The sequence below is a fragment of the Caulobacter sp. 05L422 genome (assembly GCF_056397765.1).
Genome location: NZ_JBFTOB010000011.1, coordinates 147,778 through 166,590, shown reverse-complemented (window position 1 = coordinate 166,590; position 18,813 = coordinate 147,778). Strand labels below are relative to the sequence as shown.

Genomic DNA, 18,813 nt, shown 5'->3' with positions numbered 1-18,813 from the left:
AATACACGCGCTTTGTCCCCGTTCGACGCCGACGGCGGGCGGGGCCTGCAACGCCAGGCTCCCCGGACACGCTGAAGTAACCCCCTCCAGCCCAGTCCCGCTCGATCGCCCCCCGCCGCCGCATCGGTCGCTGGCCATGCGCCCTTTCCTTGCGACGAGGTGGGATCAGGATAAGGGCGGTCTGAAAGGGTGAGGACAAAATCGGGTCGAGAAAATTCAGAGCGTTGAAATCGTGGGAGTTTGTTCGCTGACCGCCGAGGATAAGTCGCCATCCGGGGACATGCTCTCACGGCAAGGCCTTGCAGATCGATCCTGGCGCGTCGGGTGAGTGCGTGTCCCTAACGTCATCCACGACGTCAGAGGCTCATCTCGACTGAGGCTAATCCCAAGCTCAGCGGATCAAGGTGGGGACACGCACTCACCCCGACCGCCCAGCGAACCGGCCGACGCACGGCCGTGAGAGCATGTCCCCGGCCGCGATCACCAACCGCCCGCCCCCCGCACCCAGCCGGACCGCCCCTCGGCGGCCAGGCCGCGCCCTGAAATCCATGGTGGCGAGCCTGCTCTGGGGTCTGACCGTGTCAAGGACGGCGCGCCGCGCCGCCGCGACGCGGTCGCCGGAGGCGATCCTTGACACGGTCAGACCCCAGAGCTCCAATTCCACCAAGGGTTTCAGGACGTGGCGTCATCCGCTGAGGGGCGGATGGCTGCTCGGCCTGCACAAAGGGGGGCTAGGCTTTGGCGTTGCCAGCGACTTTTGATTTGAAGGACGCGGGGATTGTCCGCTTTCGTTCAGTAGAAGACATACGAGAATTTCTGACGAATGAGCTTGAGTCCTGGAGATGGATTTCAGGTATCCATTCTAGGATACATAATCCAAACGATGTACTCTCAGGAATAAGAAATTTATGGGACACGCACCAACAACACATTGGGAATGCTATAGACGCCATTAACGGCGGAAATATCGATGGCGGAGAGAATCGATTCGTTTCGTACTTTGTTGAAGGGGTTCCACTGCCCATTACAGGCTCCCCAAGGCGCGCATTAATCGACGATGTACACGCCAGCATTGGCGAGCGAGCTGCGATCGGAGCTTTAGCGACCCTCACCGATCGGCGGTTTGATGGGCAAGACTCGGAGCAAATTCGAGGTGTGTTTGCTGCCCACGAATTTCTGTCGGGCACCGGTAAGGCGGCGCGACAAAGCGTACAGAGCGGCCTCTCAAAACTCCTCAAGCAGCTCGGTAAGCAACAACAGCGTGCAGAGGAAAAGGCCGACGATCTAGATCGGCGCATTGAGCTGACAGAGCGTCGTCGCGTGCGGCAGTTTCAAAAACTACTTGATGTTGGACGGCGCAGTCGACGCGAGTTTGGCCAGCGCAATCTTGATGAGATCGCCCAATTCACGGATCAAATAAATGATCAGGTCGCTGGAATTATCCGTGAAAAAGACGAATCTATTGCGAGTATCCAGCAAACCGAAAAAACATACTCGGAACATATGGGGTTGCAGGCACCGGTAACGTACTGGCGCAAGAAGGCTAAAGGGCATAGGATAAATAGTTGGATATCGGGTATAATTGGTTTAGCGTTTGCGGTTTCTTTGGTTCATTTTGGAATTACGCACGGCGTCTCGTGGATTTTAGACCTTATTGCGAAGGTGTTCAAAGAAACTAGGCAGTGGCAAGCAACGTATTCCGTGCTCGGGATCGCGGCATTCGTCCTCACCATCATCTTCTGGATTGGTCGCTTAATTAGCAGAACTTATGTGAGTGAAAGCCACCTGGCTATCGACGCGGAGGAACGCGCGGTGATGGTCGAAACATACCTAGCGCTGACGCAAGAGAATAAAATCGACACCTCTGAACGGGTACTCGTCCTTGGCTCCTTGTTCCGCGCATCGTCAGACGGGCTGGTAAAGGATGATGGCGCGCCAGATATCGGCGGGCTGACGACCTGGCTATCTAAGGCGGGCGTTGGCGGTCCAGTCTCTGGAAGGCTATAGCCCGCCGCCGTCGATCTAGCCCCCTACTCCGCCGCCCCAGCCTCCCCCGCCCCCTCGTACGCCGCCATCATCGCCATGTTCAGGATCTTCGACACCGAAGCCGACAACGGCGCGATCTGCACCTGCTTCGACAAGCCCAGCAACACCGGCCCGATCACCGTCGCCCCGCCCAGGCTCTGCACCAGCTTCGTCGCGATCGAGGCCGAGTGGATGGCCGGCATGACCAGGATGTTGGCGCTGTCGGTCAGGCGCATGAACGGGTAGTTGGCGCGCTTTTCCGGGTCGAGCGCCAGTTCGGGCGGCATTTCGCCCTCGTATTCGAAGTCGACGTCCATCTCGTCGAGCATGGCCACGGCCTCGCGCACCTTGTCGGAGCGCTCGCCCATCGGGTTGCCGAAGGTGGAATAGCTCATGAAGGCCACGCGCGGCTTGAAGCCCAGGCGCTTGACGGCGCGGGCGGCCTCGACGGCGATCTCGACCAGCTCGTCGGCGTCGGGCAGCTCGGTGACGTTGGTGTCGGCCACGAACACCGTGCGGCCCTTGGCCAGGACGACCGACATGCCCATGATCCGGCCGCCGGGGGCCGGGTCGATGACGCGCAGCACCTCTTCCAGGGCCTGGTCGAAGCTGCGGGTGACGCCGGTGACCATGCCGTCGGCCTCGCCCAGGGTGACCATCGAGGCGGCGAAGCTGTTGCGGTCCTGGTTGATCAGGCGCTGGACGTCGCGCTTGAGGTAGCCCTCGCGCTGCAGGCGCAGGTACAGGGCGTCGACATAGTCGGGATTGCGGTCGCTGAGGCGGGCGTTGACGATCTCCAGGCCCACGGTGTCGGGGTCCAGGCCCACGACGCGCATGTTCTCGTGCACCAGGTTCTCGCGGCCGCAGAGGATGGCCTTGCCGTAGCCGCCGGTCTGGTAGGCGTAGGCGGCGCGGATCACCGAGGGGTCCTCGCCTTCGGCGAACACGATGCGCTTGGGGTTGGCCAGCACGGCGCCGCTGATCTTCTGCAGGAAGCCGGCGGTGGGATCCAGGCGCTGGGCCAGGCTGGCGCGGTAGGCGTCCATGTCGGCGATCGGGCGGCGGGCGACGCCGGTGTCCATCGCGGCCTGGGCCACGAACGGCGGCACGTACCAGATCAGGCGCGGGTCGAAGGCCGAGGGGATGATGTACTGCGGGCCGAACTTCAGCTGGCGGCCGTGATAGGCGGCGGCGACCTCGTCGGGCACGTCCTCGCGGGCCAGCATGGCCAGGGCGTTGGCGCAGGCGATCTTCATCTCGTGGTTCACGCGGCGGGCCCGCACGTCCAGGGCGCCGCGGAAGATGTAGGGGAAGCCCAGGACGTTGTTGACCTGGTTGGGATAGTCGCTGCGGCCGGTGCCCATGATCGCGTCCTTGCGGATCGCGTGGACCTCTTCGGGGGTGATCTCGGGGTCCGGGTTGGCCATGGCGAAGATGACCGGATTGGGCGCCATGCTGGCGATCATCTCGGGCGTGAAGGCGCCCTTGGCCGAGAGGCCCAGCAGCACGTCGGCGCCGACCACGGCTTCAGCCAGGGTGCGCAGCGGGGTGTCGACCGCGTGGGCGCTCTTCCACTGGTTCATGCCCTCGGTGCGGCCCTGGTAGAGCACGCCCTTGGAGTCGACGGCGATGACGTTGTCGGGCTTGACGCCCATGGCCTTGATCAGCTCCAGCGAGGCGATGCCGGCCGCGCCGGGGCCGTTCAGCACGACCTTCACGTCCTCGATGCGCTTGCCGGTGATGTGGCAGGCGTTGATCAGGCCGGCGGCGCAGATGATCGCCGTGCCGTGCTGGTCGTCGTGGAACACCGGGATGTCGAGCAGCTCCTGCAGCTCGGTCTCGATGCGGAAGCATTCGGGGCTCTTGATGTCCTCCAGATTGATGCCGCCGAACGTGACGCCGATGTTCTTGACCACCGTGATGATCTCGTCGGCGTCCTTGCTGGTGACCTCGATGTCGATGGAGTCGACGTCGCCGAACCGCTTGAAGAGCACGGACTTGCCCTCCATCACCGGCTTCGAGGCGAGCGCGCCGAGGTCGCCCAGGCCCAGGATCGCGGTGCCGTTGGAGATCACCGCCACCAGGTTGCCCTTGGAGGTGTACTCGTAGGCCAGGTCAGGGTCCTTGGCGATGGCCAGGACGGGCACGGCGACGCCGGGGGAATAGGCGAGGCTGAGGTCGCGCTGGGTGGCCATCGGCTTGGTGGCGACGACGCCGATCTTCCCGGGGGTCGGATAGCGGTGGAAGTTCAGCGCTTCCTCGTCCGTGAAGGTCTTCTTTTCCGCGTCGCTCATGGCGCGTTCCCCTGCTTAGTCACACGGTGATGGAGGCGACGAACGATGCGACGCGTCCTTATATGGCCGCACCGTAGCGACCGGGCGGGGCCCTAACAACCTCGCGCGCTTGAAGTTTTTAGGGTGCAAACGCTTGTTCTGCTTGGGATTAGGCCTGTCCAGCGTTGTCATTCGGCTTGACCTGAGGGGAGGTCTCGGGAGACTACCGCGCGCGTCATCCCCGGGAGATCGCCTTGAGCCAGAACGACTTAGCTCCGCAAAAAGGTACCGTTACCATTGCTCTCGCGGGCGCCTTGGGACGCATGGGTCAGGCCTTGGCGAAGACGCTGGACGGGCGCGCGGATGCGAAGGTCGTCGGAAGATTTGATCGTCCCGGAGCGACGGGCGAGGGGTTGGTCGAGCGCGACGAGGCCCTGAAGGCCGCCGACGTGGCCATCGACTTCACGATTCCCGAGGCGTCCGTGGCCCTGGCCGAGGCCTCCGCCGCGAATGGCGGGCCGGCCCTGGTCATCGGTTCGACCGGTTTCAGCGACGAGCAGAACGCCCGCATCGCGGCGGCGGCGACCAAGGTCGCCATCGTCAAGTCCGGCAACTACTCGCTGGGCGTCAACATGCTGATGGGCCTGGTCCGCCAGGCGGCCGCCGCCCTGCCCGCGCGCGACTGGGACGTCGAGGTCTACGAGGCCCACCACAAGCGCAAGATCGACGCGCCCTCCGGCACCGCCCTGATGCTGGGCCAGGCGGCGGCCGACGGGCGCGGCGTGGGCCTGGGCCAGGTCTCCGACCGCGGCCGCGACGGCGTCACCGGACCGCGCAAGGAGGGAGCCATCGGCTTCTCCGTGGTGCGCGGCGGCGGCATCATCGGCGAGCACAGCGTGATCTTCGCCGGCGAGGAAGAGGTGCTGACCCTGTCGCACTCGGCCACCGATCGGGGCCTGTTCGCGCGGGGCGCGGTGGCCGCCGCCTTGTGGGTCAAGGGAAAGCCGCCAGGCCTCTATGACATGCAAGACGTGCTCGGTTTCGAAAACTAGAACGCAGATGCGTTCTAGATCTCCTTGTTTTTACGCGCTTTCTCCGAGCCATTCGGTTTCGGCAGCGCTCGAAAGCGCTACGGGGCCTAACAATCGCCGCAGCTTGCGGCATTGTGCGCCCTGATGGCCGAGCCCTCCACGCCAGATCCCCAGAACGACGCAAAGCCGTCCTCCCCGTCGCGGTCCCGCCGCGCGGCGCTGCTCGACGCCGGTCTGGAGGCGATGAGCTTGGCCGCCCTGGCCTTCATCGCCATCGGTTTCTCGGCCTATGCGGGCCGCCGCGAGATCAGCCGCGAACTGGCCCTGGCCTGGCTGAACGACAAGGGGATCGAGGCGACGCTCGACCTCGACGACCTGGACGCCACCGGCTTCGCGGGCCGGATCCGCCTGGGCCCCAAGAACGCGCCGGTGTTCTCGGCCGAGCGGATCGAGGTGGCCTACGACCTGGTCTCGCCCTGGAGCGGCGGCGAGTTCGCGCTGAACACCCGCGCCGTGCGGCTGGTGCGGCCGCGGGTCAACGCCCGGCTGGACCAGAACGGCCTGAACTTCGGGACCCTGCAGCCGCTGATCGACGCGGCGTTGAAGTCGCCCGCCGAACCGACCACGCCGGGTCCGGCGATCCTGATCGAGGACGCCCGGGTGCTGCTGCGCACGCCCGGCGGCCCGGCCCGCCTGACCGGCGACGCCAGCCTGGACGACGGCAAGCTGCTGCGCTTCGACGGCCGGCTGGCGGCCATGCGCTACGCCACCCGCGACCTGTCGTTCGAGGCCGACGGCGCCCTGGTCAAGGCCCGCAAGCGCGGCGACCGGCTGACTGTCGACGTCCAGCTCGGGCTCAAGACCCTCAGCGCCGGCCAGCTGGACCTGACCGAGGCCCAAGGCTCGCTGCAGGCCGACCTGACCTATCCGGACCTGAAGACGCTCTCGATGGTCGGCCCGGCCGAGGCGCGGCTGGCCCTGAGGGCCCGGGGCGCCGAGGTCGAGGCCGCCAGCCTGGGCGGGCTGGAGGCCAATCTGGTGGTGGCCGGCCTGCTGAGCGGCGACTTCAAGCGCGGCGGCCTGACCGGCAAGACCACCTTCCACGCCCGGGGCGAGCGCCTGACCGCGCAGGGACTGGACAGCCGCGACGTGGTCGCCGACCTCGACCTGTCGAACCTGGCCCTGACCTATGATCCGTCCGGCGTGCGCGGCTCGGCCCGCACCCGCCTGAGCGCCAACGCCGACAGGGCCGTGGCCGGGGGCGCGGCCCTGTCGCGCACGGGGCTCGAGGTCCAGTCGTCCAGCGTCACCCTGGTCTCGGACGCCCAACGCAGCTCGATCAGCGGTCCGCTGACCGTGGCCCTGGGCGCGGGCCGGGCGGCGGCGGGCGGAGTGGTGCTGTCCAGCCTGGCCGCCGATGGCAAGGGCCGGTTCTCGGTCGGGACCGACGGGATCGCCCTGGCCCTGGACGCCCATGCCGACGCCGACGGCGCGATGAGCGGACCGGACGCCGCGCGGGTCAGCGCCGCCCTGCCCAATCCCGACTACGCCCAGGCCGCCGCCAAGGCGCTCTCGGGCTTCGAACTCAGCGCCCCGGCCCTGAAGCTGGGGATCACCGGCGGCCAGACGACGTTGTCCCTGCCCCGCCCCATCGCCCTGACCGCCGCCGGCGGGGCCAAGGCCGTGCTGAGCGCGCCCGGCGGTCCCCTGGTCGCGATGCGGGACGGCGCGGGCGGCGGCCGGGCGGCGCTGGCCCTGGGCGGCGGCGGCCTGCCCGACATCACCTTGAAGGCGCCCCGCTGGCGGTCCGACGCCTCGGGCCTGACCAGCGACGTGATCGTGGCGGGGACCCTCGACGTCCCGCCCCTGTCCGAGCTGGCCGGAACCCTGGCCGGCCAGGCCCGGCTGGCCGGCGGTGGTCTGACGCTCCGGCTGGACCGCTGCACGCCCCTGACCGCCCAGGCGATCCTGATGGGCGAGCCGCCGATCAGCGACGTGAAGTTCACCCTCTGCCCGACCGCCCAGCCGCTGGTCGTCGCCAGCGGCGGCCTGTGGCGGGCTTCGGGGCAGGTCAAGGACGGCCAGGCCCTAGTCAATGTCGCCCAGGCCCGGGTCGAGGGTGCGGCCGCCAGCTTCGTCGCCGGCGGCAAGGGCTTCGACGCCGCCCAGGTCAAGGTCACCGGCGGCCGCATCGTGGAGGCCTCGCCCGACGGCAAGCGTTTCGAGACGGTCGCCATGCTCGGCGAGGTCGACCTGGCGCGCGGCCAGTGGACCGGCAAGCTGAACGCCTCGACGCTGGACGGCCGCCCGGTCGGGACCATGACCCTGCGCCACGACGTGGCCAGCGGCCGGGGCCAGGCCGATATCGACGCCTCGAAGCTGACCTTTTCCAAGGGCGGCCTGCAGCCCCTGGGCCTGACGCCCCTGGCCGCGATCGCCCGCGACGCCGAGGGCCCGGCCGCCTTCACCGGCAGCTTCCACTGGGCCGGCGAGGTGATGACCAGCGAAGGCCAGGTCTCGACCACGGGCCTGAACTTCAAGAGCCCGTTGGGCCAGGTCCACGGACTGAAGGGGCGGATCGTCTTCGACAGCCTGGCCCCGCTGACCAGCCCGCCCGGCCAGGTCCTGACCATCGACAGCATCGACGCCATCGTGCCGATCCAGTCGGTCAAGGCCAGCCTGAGCCTCGGCGCCGAGGCCCTGCACCTGGAGGCCACGACCTTCGAGGCCTCGAAGGGCAAGGTCACCCTGGAGCCGCTGGACCTGCCGCTGGACGGCAAGAGCGCGATGAAGGGCGTGGTCAACATCGCCGGCCTGGACCTGGGCCAGCTGGTCGCGGGCTCGACCCTGGCCGACAAGGTCAAGGTCGAGGCGGTGATCGACGGCCGCCTGCCGTTCGAGGCGGGCCCGGCCGGTTTCAAGTTCGTCGACGGCAAGGTCTACGCCGTCGGTCCCGGCCGCCTGTCGATCGCCCGCGAGGCCCTGACCGGCGTGCAGGCCGGCCAAGGCGGCGTCGACCCCAACGATCCGCTGACCGTCAAGAAGGACGCGCCGGTCAACGCCATCCAGGACTTCGCCTACCAGGCCATGGAGAACCTCAGCTTCAGCACGCTGGAAGCGGGGGTCAGCAGCACCGACAAGGGGCGGCTGGGCGTGCTGTTCCATATCAAGGGCGAGCACGATCCCAAGATCGTCGAAAAGGCCCGGATCGGCCTGATGGAGCTGCTGAACGGCAGCGCCTTCCAGCGCCGCATTCCCTTGCCGGCCAAGACGCCGGTCGACCTGACCCTGGATACGTCGTTAAACTTCGACGAGCTCATCGCGGCCTGGCGGCGCGGATGGCAGGAAAGCGAGGCCGTGACGCCCGCTCCCTCGCCTCCCGCCACGCAAGCGCCACGTTCAGATGCGGTTCAGCCTTGAAACCGCAGATTCCCCGAGAACTGGAGACACCCGCCATGAAGCGCGCTCTGATCCTTCCCCTCCTCGCGGTGGGCGCCCTGGCGGCGTGCACCCCGACGGTGCGGGTCAAGGTCGACCCGATCAACATCTACGCCAAGCTGGACGCCGACGTGCGCGTGCGGCTGGACAAGGAAGTCCAGTCGCTGATCCAGCAAAACCCGAACCTGTTCTAAGAGAGGAACCGACATGATCCGCAAGACTATGACGGTCCTGGCCCTGGCCGCCTCGCTGGGCGCTGTGGCCCTTCCCGTTCTCGCCCAATCAGCCGCCGCCAAGGCGGCCGTCGACGCCGGCAAGGCGTCTGGAACCGTGGGCGAGCAGGCCGACGGCTATCTGGGCGTCGTCTCGGGCGGCGACGCGGCCCTGCGCGCCGCCGTGGCCGAGATCAACACCGGCCGCGCGGCCGCCTACAAGGACATCGCCGCCAAGAGCGGCGTGACTCCCGAGGCCGCCGGCCAGGCCACCGCCAAGCAGCTCTACGCCCGCCTGGCGCCCGGCCAGTACTGGAAGCCGCTGGATGGCGGCTGGACGAAGAAGTAGGGCGGTCGGGCCCTTCTAGGCCCTCCCCCCGCGGGGAGGTGTCGGCGAAGCCGACGGTGGGGGGAGTGATCGGCTGATGGCCGCACCCCGGATCAATGATCCGAAAACTCCCCCCACCGGCCTTCGGCCGCCTCCCCCACGGGGGAGGACCTTTGCCCGGCCCCACCTTGAACCCTCCTCCGCGCGTCGCCACCTAAGTGTCACGTTGCGAGGCCAGGCGCCGATCTCGGGCCTGATCCTCGCGAACGAAGTCGCTTGAGCGAGGACTTCGCGATGACCCGGACGATCCTGTTCGACAGCCCCTTCCTGCTGGGCTTCGAGCACACACGAGACCTGATCGAGCGCGCGGCCAAGGCCGCCGCCGAGAGCTATCCGCCCTACAATGTCGAACAGTCCGACGACGGCGGGGTGCGCATCACCCTGGCCGTGGCCGGCTTCTCGCCCGACCAGCTGCAGGTGACCGTCGAAGGCGGCCAGCTGGTGGTGGCCGGGCGGCGCGACAGCGAAGGCAAGCCCGAGGTCGACAAGGCCTATCTGCATCGCGGCATCGCCGCCCGCGGCTTCCTGCGGACTTTCGTCCTGGCCGACGGCATGGAAGTCACGGCCGCCACGCTCGAACACGGCCTGCTGCACGTGGACCTGGCTCGTCCGGAGCCCGAACGGCTGGTCCGCCGCATCCCCATCCGCTCGGTGGGCTGAACCTCAAGTCGGCCCGCCGACGCATTCTCATGACGATCCCTGGTCGCGGTCTGAACCGAGACGCGCCACGGGGCGTTCCCTTTCCGAAGGAGGTGGTCTTATGACACCGAACCCCGCTACCCCGTTCTTCTCCGCCGAGGCCTTCGCGGCTTTGGGCGCTCCTGACCTGGTCTATGTCCGACCGATCAAGGCCGCGGAGATCCTGGCCGACGTGCCTGTCGGCGTCAGCGACGAGGTCGACCTTTCTCCTGACCAGACGCTCTACGCGGTGTTCCGCGCCGACGGCGCCCGCCTGGCCGTGCTGACCGACAAGGACGCGGCCGTCGCCGCCGCCCTCGCCCACGAACTGGCGCCGGTCTCGGTGCACTAAGCCACCGTCAGCTCCGAGCCGACCCTTGTTCCCTTCGGGTCGGCTCGTGAGCGGCTCTCCTAGTCGAGCCGACGCTGCAGGCGCCGCAAGGACGGCATCCCCTTCAATTGGGTCAGAATGAACGCCGGCTTCCCCGCTTGGCCGCCCGTCGCGGTGCAGGTGAAGCCCTGGAACGGCGCGCCGTCCCGGCGCAGCAACAACAGGCCAGGCGACAGCATCTCGGCGCTGTAGGTCACCCTGTCCAGGACGTCGTGTTCGTCGAGACTCTTCCGGATCTTCGAGACATCCGTCTCGGGCTGGCTCGACCCGTAGTACATCATCCCGCCATCGGCCGAGAACCGCATGTAGTCGCGGGGGAAGCGGGCGTAGTGCGCCTCCACGCCGGTTTCGCCGGCGGTGACGACCTGGCTCTCCCACAGGCCCACGACGTCGGCATAGGCGCAGGGCTTGCCTTCCGCCAACGGTTCGGTCTCCAGTCCCTGGGCGACGGCCGATCCGCCGATCAGCAGCATCATGCCCGTGGCGAGGAGTAGCGTCCTGATCATCGAATGCCCCCGATGCGCCCGCGCCCTGAATGGCGGACCCTGGGTTGTCACTACCAGCCGGACGCGAGGCGGCACAAGCCGGCGCCCGCCCTTGTCCTGTCGACGCGCCCCCTCCGGGCGCGGTAAGGGTTCGTGACCTTCGACAGGGCGAGGAAGACGGAATGAGCGACGCGAGGATCGGACGCAGGGGGCTGCTGGGCGTCGCCGGGCTGCTGATCGCGAGCCCCGCCTGGGCCGCGCCCCCCAAGCCTCAATTGGCCAAACCCCGCGTGGCGATCCAGACCGATCACGGGACGATCGTCGTCGAGATGGAGACCGGCAAGGCGCCGATCACCTCGGCCAATTTCCTGCGCTATGTGGACGCCCACAAGTACGACGGCGGGACCTTCTATCGCGCGTCGAAGACCAAGGGCGTCAAGGGCGCCGGCTCGATCCAGGGCGGCCCGCCCGTCCGGGTCCGCCGCTACGCCCCCATCGCCCATGAAAGCACCCGCCTGACCGGGATCAAGCATCGGGCCGGGACCATCTCGATGGCCCGCAACGCGCCGGGCTCGGCGACCTGCGACTTCTTCATCTGCGCCAGCCCGCAGCCCTATCTCGACGCCCATCCGGGCGGGGCCGGCGACAACGAGGGCTTCGCGGCGTTCGGCGGCGTGGTCCAGGGGCTGGACATCGTCAAGAAGATCCTGGCCCTGAAGGCCGACGGCCCCGCGGCCTATCCGGCCATGAAGGGCCAGATGCTGAATCCGCCGGTGAAGATCCTGAGCATGAAGCGGGTCTAGGGAGTGGGCGCTACGAGGCGGCCTGCAACAGCCACCTCCCTTTCAACCGTCATCCCGGGCCTTGTGCCCGGGACCCCTCTGTCCGCCGCAGGTGCGGGGGTGTGGCGCGCCGGCGCGCCATTGCTGCTCACCGTCAGCTGAACCAGGGGTCCCGGGCACAAGGCCCGGGATGACGGTGTTTATTGGTGTGTTGGAGGGGAAAACCCTCAGGCCGCCGTGGGCTTGCTCTCGTGGGCCTGGGTCAGCATCACGTGCACGGCGTCGGCCGAGCGGGCCTTGCGCAGCTGCTCGCGCATGTCGGGCTCGCGCATCAGCCGCGAGATGCGGGCCAGGGCGCGCAGATGGCTGGAATCGGCGTCCTTGGGCGCGAACAGCGCCACCAGCAGGTCGACGGGCTTGTCGTCCACGGCCCCGAACGCCACCGGCGTCTCCAGGCGCATGAACACCGCCCGGACCCGGTCCAGACCGGCCAGGCGAGCGTGCGGAATGGCCACGCCCTGACCGACGCCCGTCGAGCCCACGCTTTCACGTTCGACAAGCCCCTCGAGGGTCTCGTCGGCGTCGACGCCGAACACGCGGGCGGCGACATCGGCGATCACGCCGAGCACCTGACGCTTGTTGGAGGCGCTGACCCGCAGGGTGACCGCGCCAGGCTCCAGTAGATCGCCGATGGTCATGGGTGGAAACTCGCTCGCAGTCGGTCGTCGCGCATCGTCGCCACAGAGAGGCCTACCGAAACGCGCCGACCGACTGGAGGTTCGATCAGCTTGCGGCCGGTGCGTGCCCGTTCAGCGACTTGGTGCGTTCGGGGTCGATCCAGCCGATATTTCCGTCAGGTCGCCTGTAGACCACCGACAAACCGTCGTGGGCGGCGTTCCTAAACACGATTGCCTGGGACTCGGTCAAGTCCAGTTCCATGACCGCCATGGAAACAGTCATGATCTTCAGCGAGGACTGGGTTTCGGCGATGATCATGGCGGAAGGCGCGCCGGCGGGGTGGCTGTCCTCCGCCGTCCAGTCGTCTTCGTCGATCTCGTCGCCTTCCGGGGCGCGCAGCACGTACATAGCCGCGTTCTCGGCCTGCTTGGCGGTGGCGGCGATCGAATGGCTCTTCAATCGTCGCTTATAGCGTCGGACCCTCGTCTCGATCTTGGCCAGGGCGGCGTCGAAGGCCGCGTGGGCGTCGCCGCCCGAACCATGGCTGATCAGCTGCTGGCCCGAAGCCAGCTTGACCGAACAATCGACACGGAAGGCGAAGCCCTCCTTGCTGATCACGACATCGGCGTCACCGCCGCGGTCGAAATACTTGCCGATGCTCAGGGTGATTTCGTCGGAGACTCGCGCTCGCAGAGCCTCGCCAACGTCGACATGCTTGCCGGAGATTTGGACTTGCATGGCCTATCAACGCGCCCGGTTCGGTCTGGTGTCAAGCGTCGCAAAAGCGACTTAAAACAGCCCCGGAATCATATGCAGGAGGCGCTCGACCGCCGCCGCCACGACCCCGGCGCTGACCACCAGCAGGCCCACGCTGACCGCGGCCATCAGGTAGCCCAGCAGCACCAGAAGGCCGTCGCGCTGCAGCAGGGCCAGGGCCAGGACGGCCACCGTGGCCCCCGGCGCGAGGTTGCCCAGCGGGATCGGCAGGACCAGCACCAGGGCCAGCAGGGTGCAGACCACGCCGATCAGCCGCTCGCCGATCGGCCCGAACAGGATCTCCACCCGCGGCCGGGTGACCAGCTCCATCCGCCGGACGATCGGCGTCAGCCTACGGAACAATCCACGCAGGTCGTCGCGCTTCAGCGGATGCTCGACCAGCTTGCGCGGCAGCCAGGGAATATCGGAACCCCAGGCTATCTGCGGGGCCAGCAACAAGATCGGCAGGCTGAGGATCGTCGACGAGCCCGGGGGCAGGGGCAGGCAGTTCAGCAGGCCGAACACCAGCAGCATGGCCCCGAAGGCGCGGCTGTCGAACTGCTCCAGCATCTGGCCGACGGTCAAGACGGGACGCGTGTCCTCGCCGAAACTCTCGATGACGTCGGACAGGCTCTCGGTGGTCATGTCTTACCTTAGGTCGCGCGGATCAAACGCGTAGCGCGACCATTCGCAGCATGACGTCAGGCGGTTTCCTTGATCAAGCGCCGCCGTTCGACTGACGAGGGAATTCGCAGCGCTTCACGGTATTTGGCCACCGTGCGGCGGGCGATGTCCACGCCGGCTTCCTTGAGGATCTCGACGATGGCGTCGTCGGAATGGACGTCGGCCTCGGTCTTCTCGGCCTCGACCAGGCCCTTGATCTTGTGACGGACGCTGGCGGCCGAGTGGGCCTCGCCGCCTTCGGACGACTGGATCGCCGAGGTGAAGAAATACTTCAGTTCGAACACGCCGCGCGGGGTGGCGATGTACTTGTTGGAGGTCACCCGGCTGACCGTCGACTCGTGCATGCCGATGGCGTCGGCGACGGTCTTCAGGTTCAGCGGACGCAGGTGCTCGACGCCGTAGGCCAGGAAGCCGTCCTGCTGGCGGACGATCTCGCTGGAGACCTTCAGGATGGTCTTGGCCCGCTGGTCGAGGCTTTTGACCAGCCAGTTGGCGGTGGCGAAGCTGTCGGAGACGAAGGTCTTTTCCTGGTCCGTGCGCGCGCCCTTGCTGACGCGGGCGTGGTAGCGCTGGTCGACCAGCACCTTGGGCAGGGTGTCGGTGTTCAGCTCCACGTGCCACAGGCCGCCGGGCGTCTCGCGCACGTGGACGTCTGGCACCAGGGTCTGGGGCGGATCCGAGTGGAAGGCCGCGCCGGGGCGAGGGGTCAGGGCGCGGATCTCGGCGACCATCTCGCGCAGGTCCTCGTCGTCGACGCCGCACAGCTTGCGCAGGGACGCCATGTCGCGCTTGGCCAGCAGGTCAAGGTTGTCGAGCAGGGCGGCCATGCAGGGGTCGTAGCGATTGACGTCCTTCAGCTGCAGGGCCAGGCACTCGCGGACGTCGCGGGCCATGACGCCGGCCGGCTCGAAGCCTTGCAGGACGGTCAGCACGCCTTCGACGAAGGCCAGCTCGCAGCCCAGGCGTTCGGCCACCTCGTCGATGTCGGCGCGCAGGTAGCCGGTCTCGTCGACCGCGTCGATCAGCACGCCGGCCACCACGTTCTGGGCGGGCGACAGGCCGGCCACGGCCAGTTGTTCGGTCAGGTGCTCGACCAGGGTCGGGGGGCGCGACAGGGCGCCTTCGTAATTGTCGTCGCTCTCGAAATTGCCGCCGCCGCCGGTGCGCGACCAGTCGATCTGGCCGCCCGCCTGTTCGGCCCCGGCTTCGGCCCCATCCGGACCTGGCCCGTCGCCGGTGGCGCGCTCGCCGGGCGAGACGTCGTCGGGCGTGGCGTCCATCTGGTGGCTGGCGGCGCTGTCGGAGACGGAGTCGAGGCCCAGGTTCTCGGTCGGACGCTCGACGACCTCATCGGCCGCGCGTTCGGTCTCGACCGGGCCGTCGTCGCGCGCCAGCAGGGGATTGCGCTCGAGCTCGGCCTCGACGAAGGCGTCGAGTTCGAGGTTCGACAGCTGCAGGAGCTTGATCGCCTGCTGAAGCTGCGGCGTGATGACAAGGCCCTGGCCTTGCCGAAGCTCCAATCGATGGCCGAGAGCCAATGCGCCCTCCTGGGCAAATCAACGAACCTGTTGATCGCCATTGAAGGCCAGTTTGGTTAACGGGGCGCCAACGCCAGCAAAAAGCGGGCCACTGCGACCATCTGGCCGCCGAGACCGGTGTTTTTCTCGGCATCGGGCGCCAAGGTGCTGATATCGCGGAGTTTTCCAGGCGCAGAAACATGGGCCTCAGGTCCGCGCGCTCCGAAGAACCGAACGCGCGGCCTGTTAAATCTTGCCCAGGGCAGGGGGCCTCGACTTGAAAATCGAGGCCAGCAGGGCGGTTAGACCCGCTCGTCGAAACTGTCGCCGAGATAGACGCGGCGGACCTCGGGGTTGTCGACGATCTCCTGCGGGGCGCCTTCGAACAGCACCTCGCCGGCGTGGATGATCGAGGCCCGATCGACCATCTGCAGCGTCTCGCGGACATTGTGGTCGGTGATCAGGATGCCGATGCCGCGGTTCTTCAGGTAGCTGACCACTTCGCGGATGTCGGAGATCGCCAGCGGGTCGATGCCCGCGAACGGTTCGTCCAGCAGCATGAACGAGGGTTCGCTGGCCAGGGCCCGGGCGATTTCGACGCGGCGGCGCTCACCGCCCGACAAGGCGACGGCCGGCGACTTGCGGATATGGGTGATCCGCAGCTCTTCCAGGATCTCGGTGACATGCTCGCGCGCCCGGCGCTGGTCCTTCTGGCGCATCTCGACCACGGCCATGACGTTCTGCTCGACCGTCATGCCCCGGAAGATCGAGGCTTCCTGCGGCAGATAGCCCACGCCCATGCGGGCGCGCTGGAACATCGGCTGGGACGTGATGTCCTCGCCGTCCAGATAGATCGAGCCGTAGTCGGCGGCGACCAGGCCGGTGATCATGTAGAAGCAGGTGGTCTTGCCGGCCCCGTTGGGACCCAGCAGACCCGCGACCTCGCCGCGCTTGAGGCGCAGGGAGACGCTCTTGACGACCGGGCGGTCGCCGAACGACTTGCCGATGGCGTCGACGAAGAGGCCGTCTGAGGAGGCCGCGTCGTTGACGCCCAGGGATTGCATCGAAAACGCCATGGGTTCCTACGGCTTGGTCGTGGCGGCGGGCTTCTTGTCTTTGTTCTGGTCGGGATAGAGCACCGCCCGCACACGCGTCTTGCCGCGACCCGTGGCGTTGGATTCCATCTTCACATCGTTGGTCTTGGTCTTGATCGTCATGCGGTCGCCGCGGGCCACGTCCTGGCCCTGCACCGCCACGACGTCGCCGGTCACCACGACGGTGTCGGTGGCGTAGTCGTAGACGGCGTGGTCGCCGCGCACGGTCTGTTCCGGCGTCACATAGAAGACGTTGCCGTCGGCCTCGACGCGGTCGACGTCGCCGCAGTCGTTGTTGCCGGTGGGCGAGGTGGTCTTACCGGGCGTCTTGCGGCGGTTGTAGACGGTCATGGTCGCGGCCCGCATGCGGGCCTTGTCCTGCAGGACCTCGACCGCGCCGCGGAAGATGGTCTTGCACTGGCTGTTGATGACCTCCTGCTCGTCGGCGGAGATGTCCACCGGCGCGCTGGAGTTGTTGCCGCCGGCCGCGGTCTGAGCCATGGCGGAGCCGCCCAAGAGGCCGCTAAAGGGCAAGAGGGGGCCGCTCAACAGGCTGAAGGCGATCGCCGTCGGCGCCATCCATCGATTCATCAACCACGTCCTCATGTCTATTCCGGAGCCGTCCCTGGTTCGGGGACTGCTTCACCCGTCTTCCGGTCCATCCGTGTCTTGACGCCGCCCCGGAAGATGATGCGGTCGCCCTTGTCATATACGGAGTAAGCGTTGGATTGCACCTGTCCAGTTGGACCTTCGCCTTGAAGCGTGGTTTCGCCGGTGGTGTTGCCGTTGCGGGTGTCGACCAGCGCCTCGTCCGAGGCGAAGCGGTAGCCGGCGCCGTCGTCCATGCGGACATTGCCGATCAGCTTGAGCAGCAGCGTGTCCTCCCGATAGACGCCGCGGTCGGCGGTCGAGCGGGTGGGGGCGGGGCTGCCGACGCCCAGGGTCAGGGTCGGGGCGTCCAGGAACACCCGCTTCAGGTCGTTTTCGTCGCGCACCGCCGAGCGGGCGGTGATGATGAACGGCCGCCCGTCGCTGGACTGGCCGTAGAAGCGCGGCGTGACCATGCGGATCTGCGCCTTGTTCTCGGCCGGCCGCTGATCGCCGGCGGTGAACGAGCGCCAGGCCACCTGGCCGCCCACCGTCGCCAGCAGGGCGGCCATGGCCACAGGCAGGACCACGCGCGCCAGCTTGACGCGGCGCGAACGGGCGCGCCAACGGCGCAGGTCCCGTCTGTATCCCGCCCGATCCGCCTCGAGGGTGGTCATGCCTCCCGCCTCAGCTGTGCGCGAAGATGTCGACGTCTTCCCAGCCGGCCAGGTCGAGGGCCGCGCGGTGGGGAAGATAATCGAAGGCGGCCTTGGCCAGCTCCATGCGGCCTTCGCGGACCAGCATGGCGTCCAGGCGCTCGCGCAGGGCGTGGAGATGCAGCACGTCCGAAGCCGCGTAGGCGACCTGTTCGGGCGACAGCGTCGCCGCGCCCCAGTCCGAGCTCTGCTGGACCTTGGACAGCTCGACGCCGACCAGTTCGCGCGTCACGTCCTTCAGGCCGTGGCGGTCGGTATAGGTGCGGGCCAGCTTGCTGGCGATCTTGGTGCAGTACACGGGAGCCGTCATGACCCCCAGATGCAACAGGAACATGGCGATATCGAAGCGGCCGAAGTGGAAAAGCTTCACCACCGACGGATCGGTCAGCAGGCGCTTGAGGTTGGGCGCGTCGTAGGTCGAGCGGTCCAGACGCACCACGTGGGCGTCGCCGTCGCCCGACGACAGCTGGACCACGCACAGCGGGTCGCGGCCCAGGCGCAGGCCCATGGTCTCGGAATCGATGGCGACGGCGGTCGCGCCGGCGAAGGCGCCGTCCGGAAGGTCGCCTTCATGCAGAAAGTTGGCCAAGTCTTCTCGTCTCCGCGCCTCGGTCTCGTTGCGCGGACGCTGCGAATTCCCGATGCGCCTGAATAGTGGGGCGCCGACCCTGTCGGCCGGATGAACAGGATATCTAACGCCTGGCCAGCGTGACCGCCAGCCCATCCCGCGTAAGAGGAGCGCCGCGACATGACCCGCGCAAGGGGATCGCGTCCCCGAGGGGACGAAACGCTATTCTGGATTTTGGGTTTTCTTTCGGCGCCACCCCGACCTTCTTTCGAAGGTTGGTAGGGGGTGGTGCCCAGGAGAGGACTCGAACCTCCACGACCTTTCAGTCACTGGCACCTGAAGCCAGCGCGTCTACCAATTCCGCCACCTGGGCCTGCGGGGCAATCCGTGGATCGCCGCGAGGCCGGGACGTTTATGCAAAGGTTTTGACCGCGTCAATCGCTTAGTTGCGCATTTCGTTGCGATTGGTCTCCGGCTCGTCTATCCCCCGGCTCACGAGTTTAGGACGA

At 67.4% G+C, this 18,813-nt stretch carries 18 protein-coding genes, 1 tRNA gene and 1 pseudogene; 9 read left to right on the top strand and 11 right to left on the bottom strand.

The features are described 5' to 3' along the window. Positions 1-75: 75 nt before the first annotated feature. Both AC1DMQ_RS12510 and AC1DMQ_RS12505 read left to right on the top strand, forming a co-directional pair. Positions 76-185 (top strand): annotated as a pseudogene (locus AC1DMQ_RS12510) (hypothetical protein); the annotation flags it as partial. A gap of 553 nt (positions 186-738) precedes the next feature. Next, positions 739-2,007, top strand: a complete 1,269-nt coding sequence (locus AC1DMQ_RS12505; protein ID WP_477033885.1) for a DUF6161 domain-containing protein — start codon at positions 739-741, stop codon at positions 2,005-2,007. 23 nt (positions 2,008-2,030) lie between these two features. On the opposite strand, the gene AC1DMQ_RS12500 is transcribed toward AC1DMQ_RS12505, so the two are convergent. Then, positions 2,031-4,319, bottom strand: a complete 2,289-nt coding sequence (locus AC1DMQ_RS12500) for an NADP-dependent malic enzyme (RefSeq protein WP_477033884.1) — start codon at positions 4,317-4,319, stop codon at positions 2,031-2,033. Between the two features lie 233 nt (positions 4,320-4,552). On the opposite strand from AC1DMQ_RS12500, the gene dapB reads away from it, so the two are divergent. From dapB to AC1DMQ_RS12470, 6 genes are all read left to right on the top strand, one after another. Then, complete coding sequence (dapB, locus tag AC1DMQ_RS12495; protein WP_477033883.1) at positions 4,553-5,350, top strand: 4-hydroxy-tetrahydrodipicolinate reductase; 798 nt, start codon at positions 4,553-4,555, stop codon at positions 5,348-5,350. A 222-nt stretch (positions 5,351-5,572) separates the two neighbouring features. After that, the gene (locus AC1DMQ_RS12490; protein WP_477033882.1) at positions 5,573-8,749 is read left to right on the top strand and encodes an intermembrane phospholipid transport protein YdbH family protein; all 3,177 of its coding nucleotides are present in this window, start codon (positions 5,573-5,575) and stop codon (positions 8,747-8,749) included. A gap of 35 nt (positions 8,750-8,784) precedes the next feature. After that, positions 8,785-8,961 (top strand): YnbE family lipoprotein, encoded by a 177-nt coding sequence (locus AC1DMQ_RS12485; protein WP_422182393.1) that lies wholly within the window; start codon positions 8,785-8,787, stop codon positions 8,959-8,961. A gap of 13 nt (positions 8,962-8,974) precedes the next feature. Next, entirely contained in the window at positions 8,975-9,328 is a 354-nt protein-coding gene (locus AC1DMQ_RS12480; protein ID WP_477033881.1) for a YdbL family probable chaperone protein, read from the top strand. Positions 9,329-9,601: 273 nt separating this feature from the next. Continuing rightward, positions 9,602-10,027, top strand: a complete 426-nt coding sequence (locus AC1DMQ_RS12475; RefSeq protein ID WP_477033880.1) for an Hsp20 family protein — start codon at positions 9,602-9,604, stop codon at positions 10,025-10,027. 100 nt (positions 10,028-10,127) lie between these two features. Next, positions 10,128-10,397 (top strand): DUF1150 family protein, encoded by a 270-nt coding sequence (locus tag AC1DMQ_RS12470; protein ID WP_056443342.1) that lies wholly within the window; start codon positions 10,128-10,130, stop codon positions 10,395-10,397. Positions 10,398-10,456: 59 nt separating this feature from the next. Here AC1DMQ_RS12470 and AC1DMQ_RS12465 read toward each other — a convergent pair whose 3' ends face one another. Beyond that, on the bottom strand, positions 10,457-10,942 hold the full coding sequence (locus AC1DMQ_RS12465; RefSeq protein WP_477033879.1) for a hypothetical protein: 486 nt from the start codon (positions 10,940-10,942) through the stop codon (positions 10,457-10,459). Between the two features lie 161 nt (positions 10,943-11,103). Between AC1DMQ_RS12465 and AC1DMQ_RS12460 the strand changes: the two genes are divergently transcribed. Beyond that, entirely contained in the window at positions 11,104-11,724 is a 621-nt protein-coding gene (locus tag AC1DMQ_RS12460; protein ID WP_477033878.1) for a peptidylprolyl isomerase, read from the top strand. Positions 11,725-11,930: 206 nt separating this feature from the next. Here AC1DMQ_RS12460 and ptsN read toward each other — a convergent pair whose 3' ends face one another. From ptsN to AC1DMQ_RS12415, 9 genes are all read right to left on the bottom strand, one after another. Next, positions 11,931-12,401, bottom strand: coding sequence for a PTS IIA-like nitrogen regulatory protein PtsN (gene ptsN, locus AC1DMQ_RS12455; RefSeq protein ID WP_477033877.1), 471 nt, complete (start codon positions 12,399-12,401; stop codon positions 11,931-11,933). Between the two features lie 85 nt (positions 12,402-12,486). After that, positions 12,487-13,119: a ribosome hibernation-promoting factor, HPF/YfiA family gene (gene hpf, locus AC1DMQ_RS12450; protein ID WP_477033876.1), complete on the bottom strand. Its 633-nt coding sequence runs from the start codon at positions 13,117-13,119 to the stop codon at positions 12,487-12,489. Positions 13,120-13,170: 51 nt separating this feature from the next. After that, a complete protein-coding gene (locus AC1DMQ_RS12445; RefSeq protein ID WP_477033875.1) occupies positions 13,171-13,782 on the bottom strand; it encodes an exopolysaccharide biosynthesis protein in 612 nt (203 codons plus the stop codon). Positions 13,783-13,838: 56 nt separating this feature from the next. Next, entirely contained in the window at positions 13,839-15,359 is a 1,521-nt protein-coding gene (rpoN, locus tag AC1DMQ_RS12440) for an RNA polymerase factor sigma-54 (protein WP_477033874.1), read from the bottom strand. Positions 15,360-15,640: 281 nt separating this feature from the next. Beyond that, positions 15,641-16,402 (bottom strand): LPS export ABC transporter ATP-binding protein, encoded by a 762-nt coding sequence (gene lptB, locus AC1DMQ_RS12435; protein WP_477033888.1) that lies wholly within the window; start codon positions 16,400-16,402, stop codon positions 15,641-15,643. A gap of 18 nt (positions 16,403-16,420) precedes the next feature. Beyond that, entirely contained in the window at positions 16,421-16,933 is a 513-nt protein-coding gene (locus tag AC1DMQ_RS12430) for an LptA/OstA family protein (RefSeq protein WP_477033873.1), read from the bottom strand. Positions 16,934-17,040: 107 nt separating this feature from the next. Continuing rightward, positions 17,041-17,697 carry an LPS export ABC transporter periplasmic protein LptC gene (gene lptC / locus AC1DMQ_RS12425; RefSeq protein WP_477033872.1) on the bottom strand — a complete coding sequence of 219 codons (657 nt, stop codon included), beginning with the start codon at positions 17,695-17,697 and terminating at the stop codon, positions 17,041-17,043. A gap of 10 nt (positions 17,698-17,707) precedes the next feature. Further along, a complete protein-coding gene (locus tag AC1DMQ_RS12420; RefSeq protein ID WP_477033871.1) occupies positions 17,708-18,325 on the bottom strand; it encodes a ribonuclease D in 618 nt (205 codons plus the stop codon). A gap of 265 nt (positions 18,326-18,590) precedes the next feature. After that, positions 18,591-18,677, bottom strand: a tRNA-Leu gene (locus tag AC1DMQ_RS12415). Between the last annotated feature and the right edge of the window lie 136 nt (positions 18,678-18,813).

Excerpts from the sequence above, each read along its gene's own strand:
- AC1DMQ_RS12500 (WP_477033884.1), bottom strand. The coding sequence starts at position 4,319 with ATGAGCGACGCGGAAAAGAAGACCTTCACGGACGAGGAAGCGCTGAAC.
- AC1DMQ_RS12490 (WP_477033882.1), top strand. The coding sequence starts at position 5,573 with ATGAGCTTGGCCGCCCTGGCCTTCATCGCCATCGGTTTCTCGGCCTAT.
- AC1DMQ_RS12485 (WP_422182393.1), top strand. The coding sequence starts at position 8,785 with ATGAAGCGCGCTCTGATCCTTCCCCTCCTCGCGGTGGGCGCCCTGGCG.
- AC1DMQ_RS12480 (WP_477033881.1), top strand. The coding sequence starts at position 8,975 with ATGATCCGCAAGACTATGACGGTCCTGGCCCTGGCCGCCTCGCTGGGC.
- AC1DMQ_RS12475 (WP_477033880.1), top strand. The coding sequence starts at position 9,602 with ATGACCCGGACGATCCTGTTCGACAGCCCCTTCCTGCTGGGCTTCGAG.
- AC1DMQ_RS12470 (WP_056443342.1), top strand. The coding sequence starts at position 10,128 with ATGACACCGAACCCCGCTACCCCGTTCTTCTCCGCCGAGGCCTTCGCG.
- AC1DMQ_RS12465 (WP_477033879.1), bottom strand. The coding sequence starts at position 10,942 with ATGATCAGGACGCTACTCCTCGCCACGGGCATGATGCTGCTGATCGGC.
- AC1DMQ_RS12460 (WP_477033878.1), top strand. The coding sequence starts at position 11,104 with ATGAGCGACGCGAGGATCGGACGCAGGGGGCTGCTGGGCGTCGCCGGG.
- ptsN (WP_477033877.1), bottom strand. The coding sequence starts at position 12,401 with ATGACCATCGGCGATCTACTGGAGCCTGGCGCGGTCACCCTGCGGGTC.
- hpf (WP_477033876.1), bottom strand. The coding sequence starts at position 13,119 with ATGCAAGTCCAAATCTCCGGCAAGCATGTCGACGTTGGCGAGGCTCTG.
- AC1DMQ_RS12445 (WP_477033875.1), bottom strand. The coding sequence starts at position 13,782 with ATGACCACCGAGAGCCTGTCCGACGTCATCGAGAGTTTCGGCGAGGAC.
- lptB (WP_477033888.1), bottom strand. The coding sequence starts at position 16,402 with ATGCAATCCCTGGGCGTCAACGACGCGGCCTCCTCAGACGGCCTCTTC.
- AC1DMQ_RS12430 (WP_477033873.1), bottom strand. The coding sequence starts at position 16,933 with ATGGCTCAGACCGCGGCCGGCGGCAACAACTCCAGCGCGCCGGTGGAC.
- lptC (WP_477033872.1), bottom strand. The coding sequence starts at position 17,697 with ATGACCACCCTCGAGGCGGATCGGGCGGGATACAGACGGGACCTGCGC.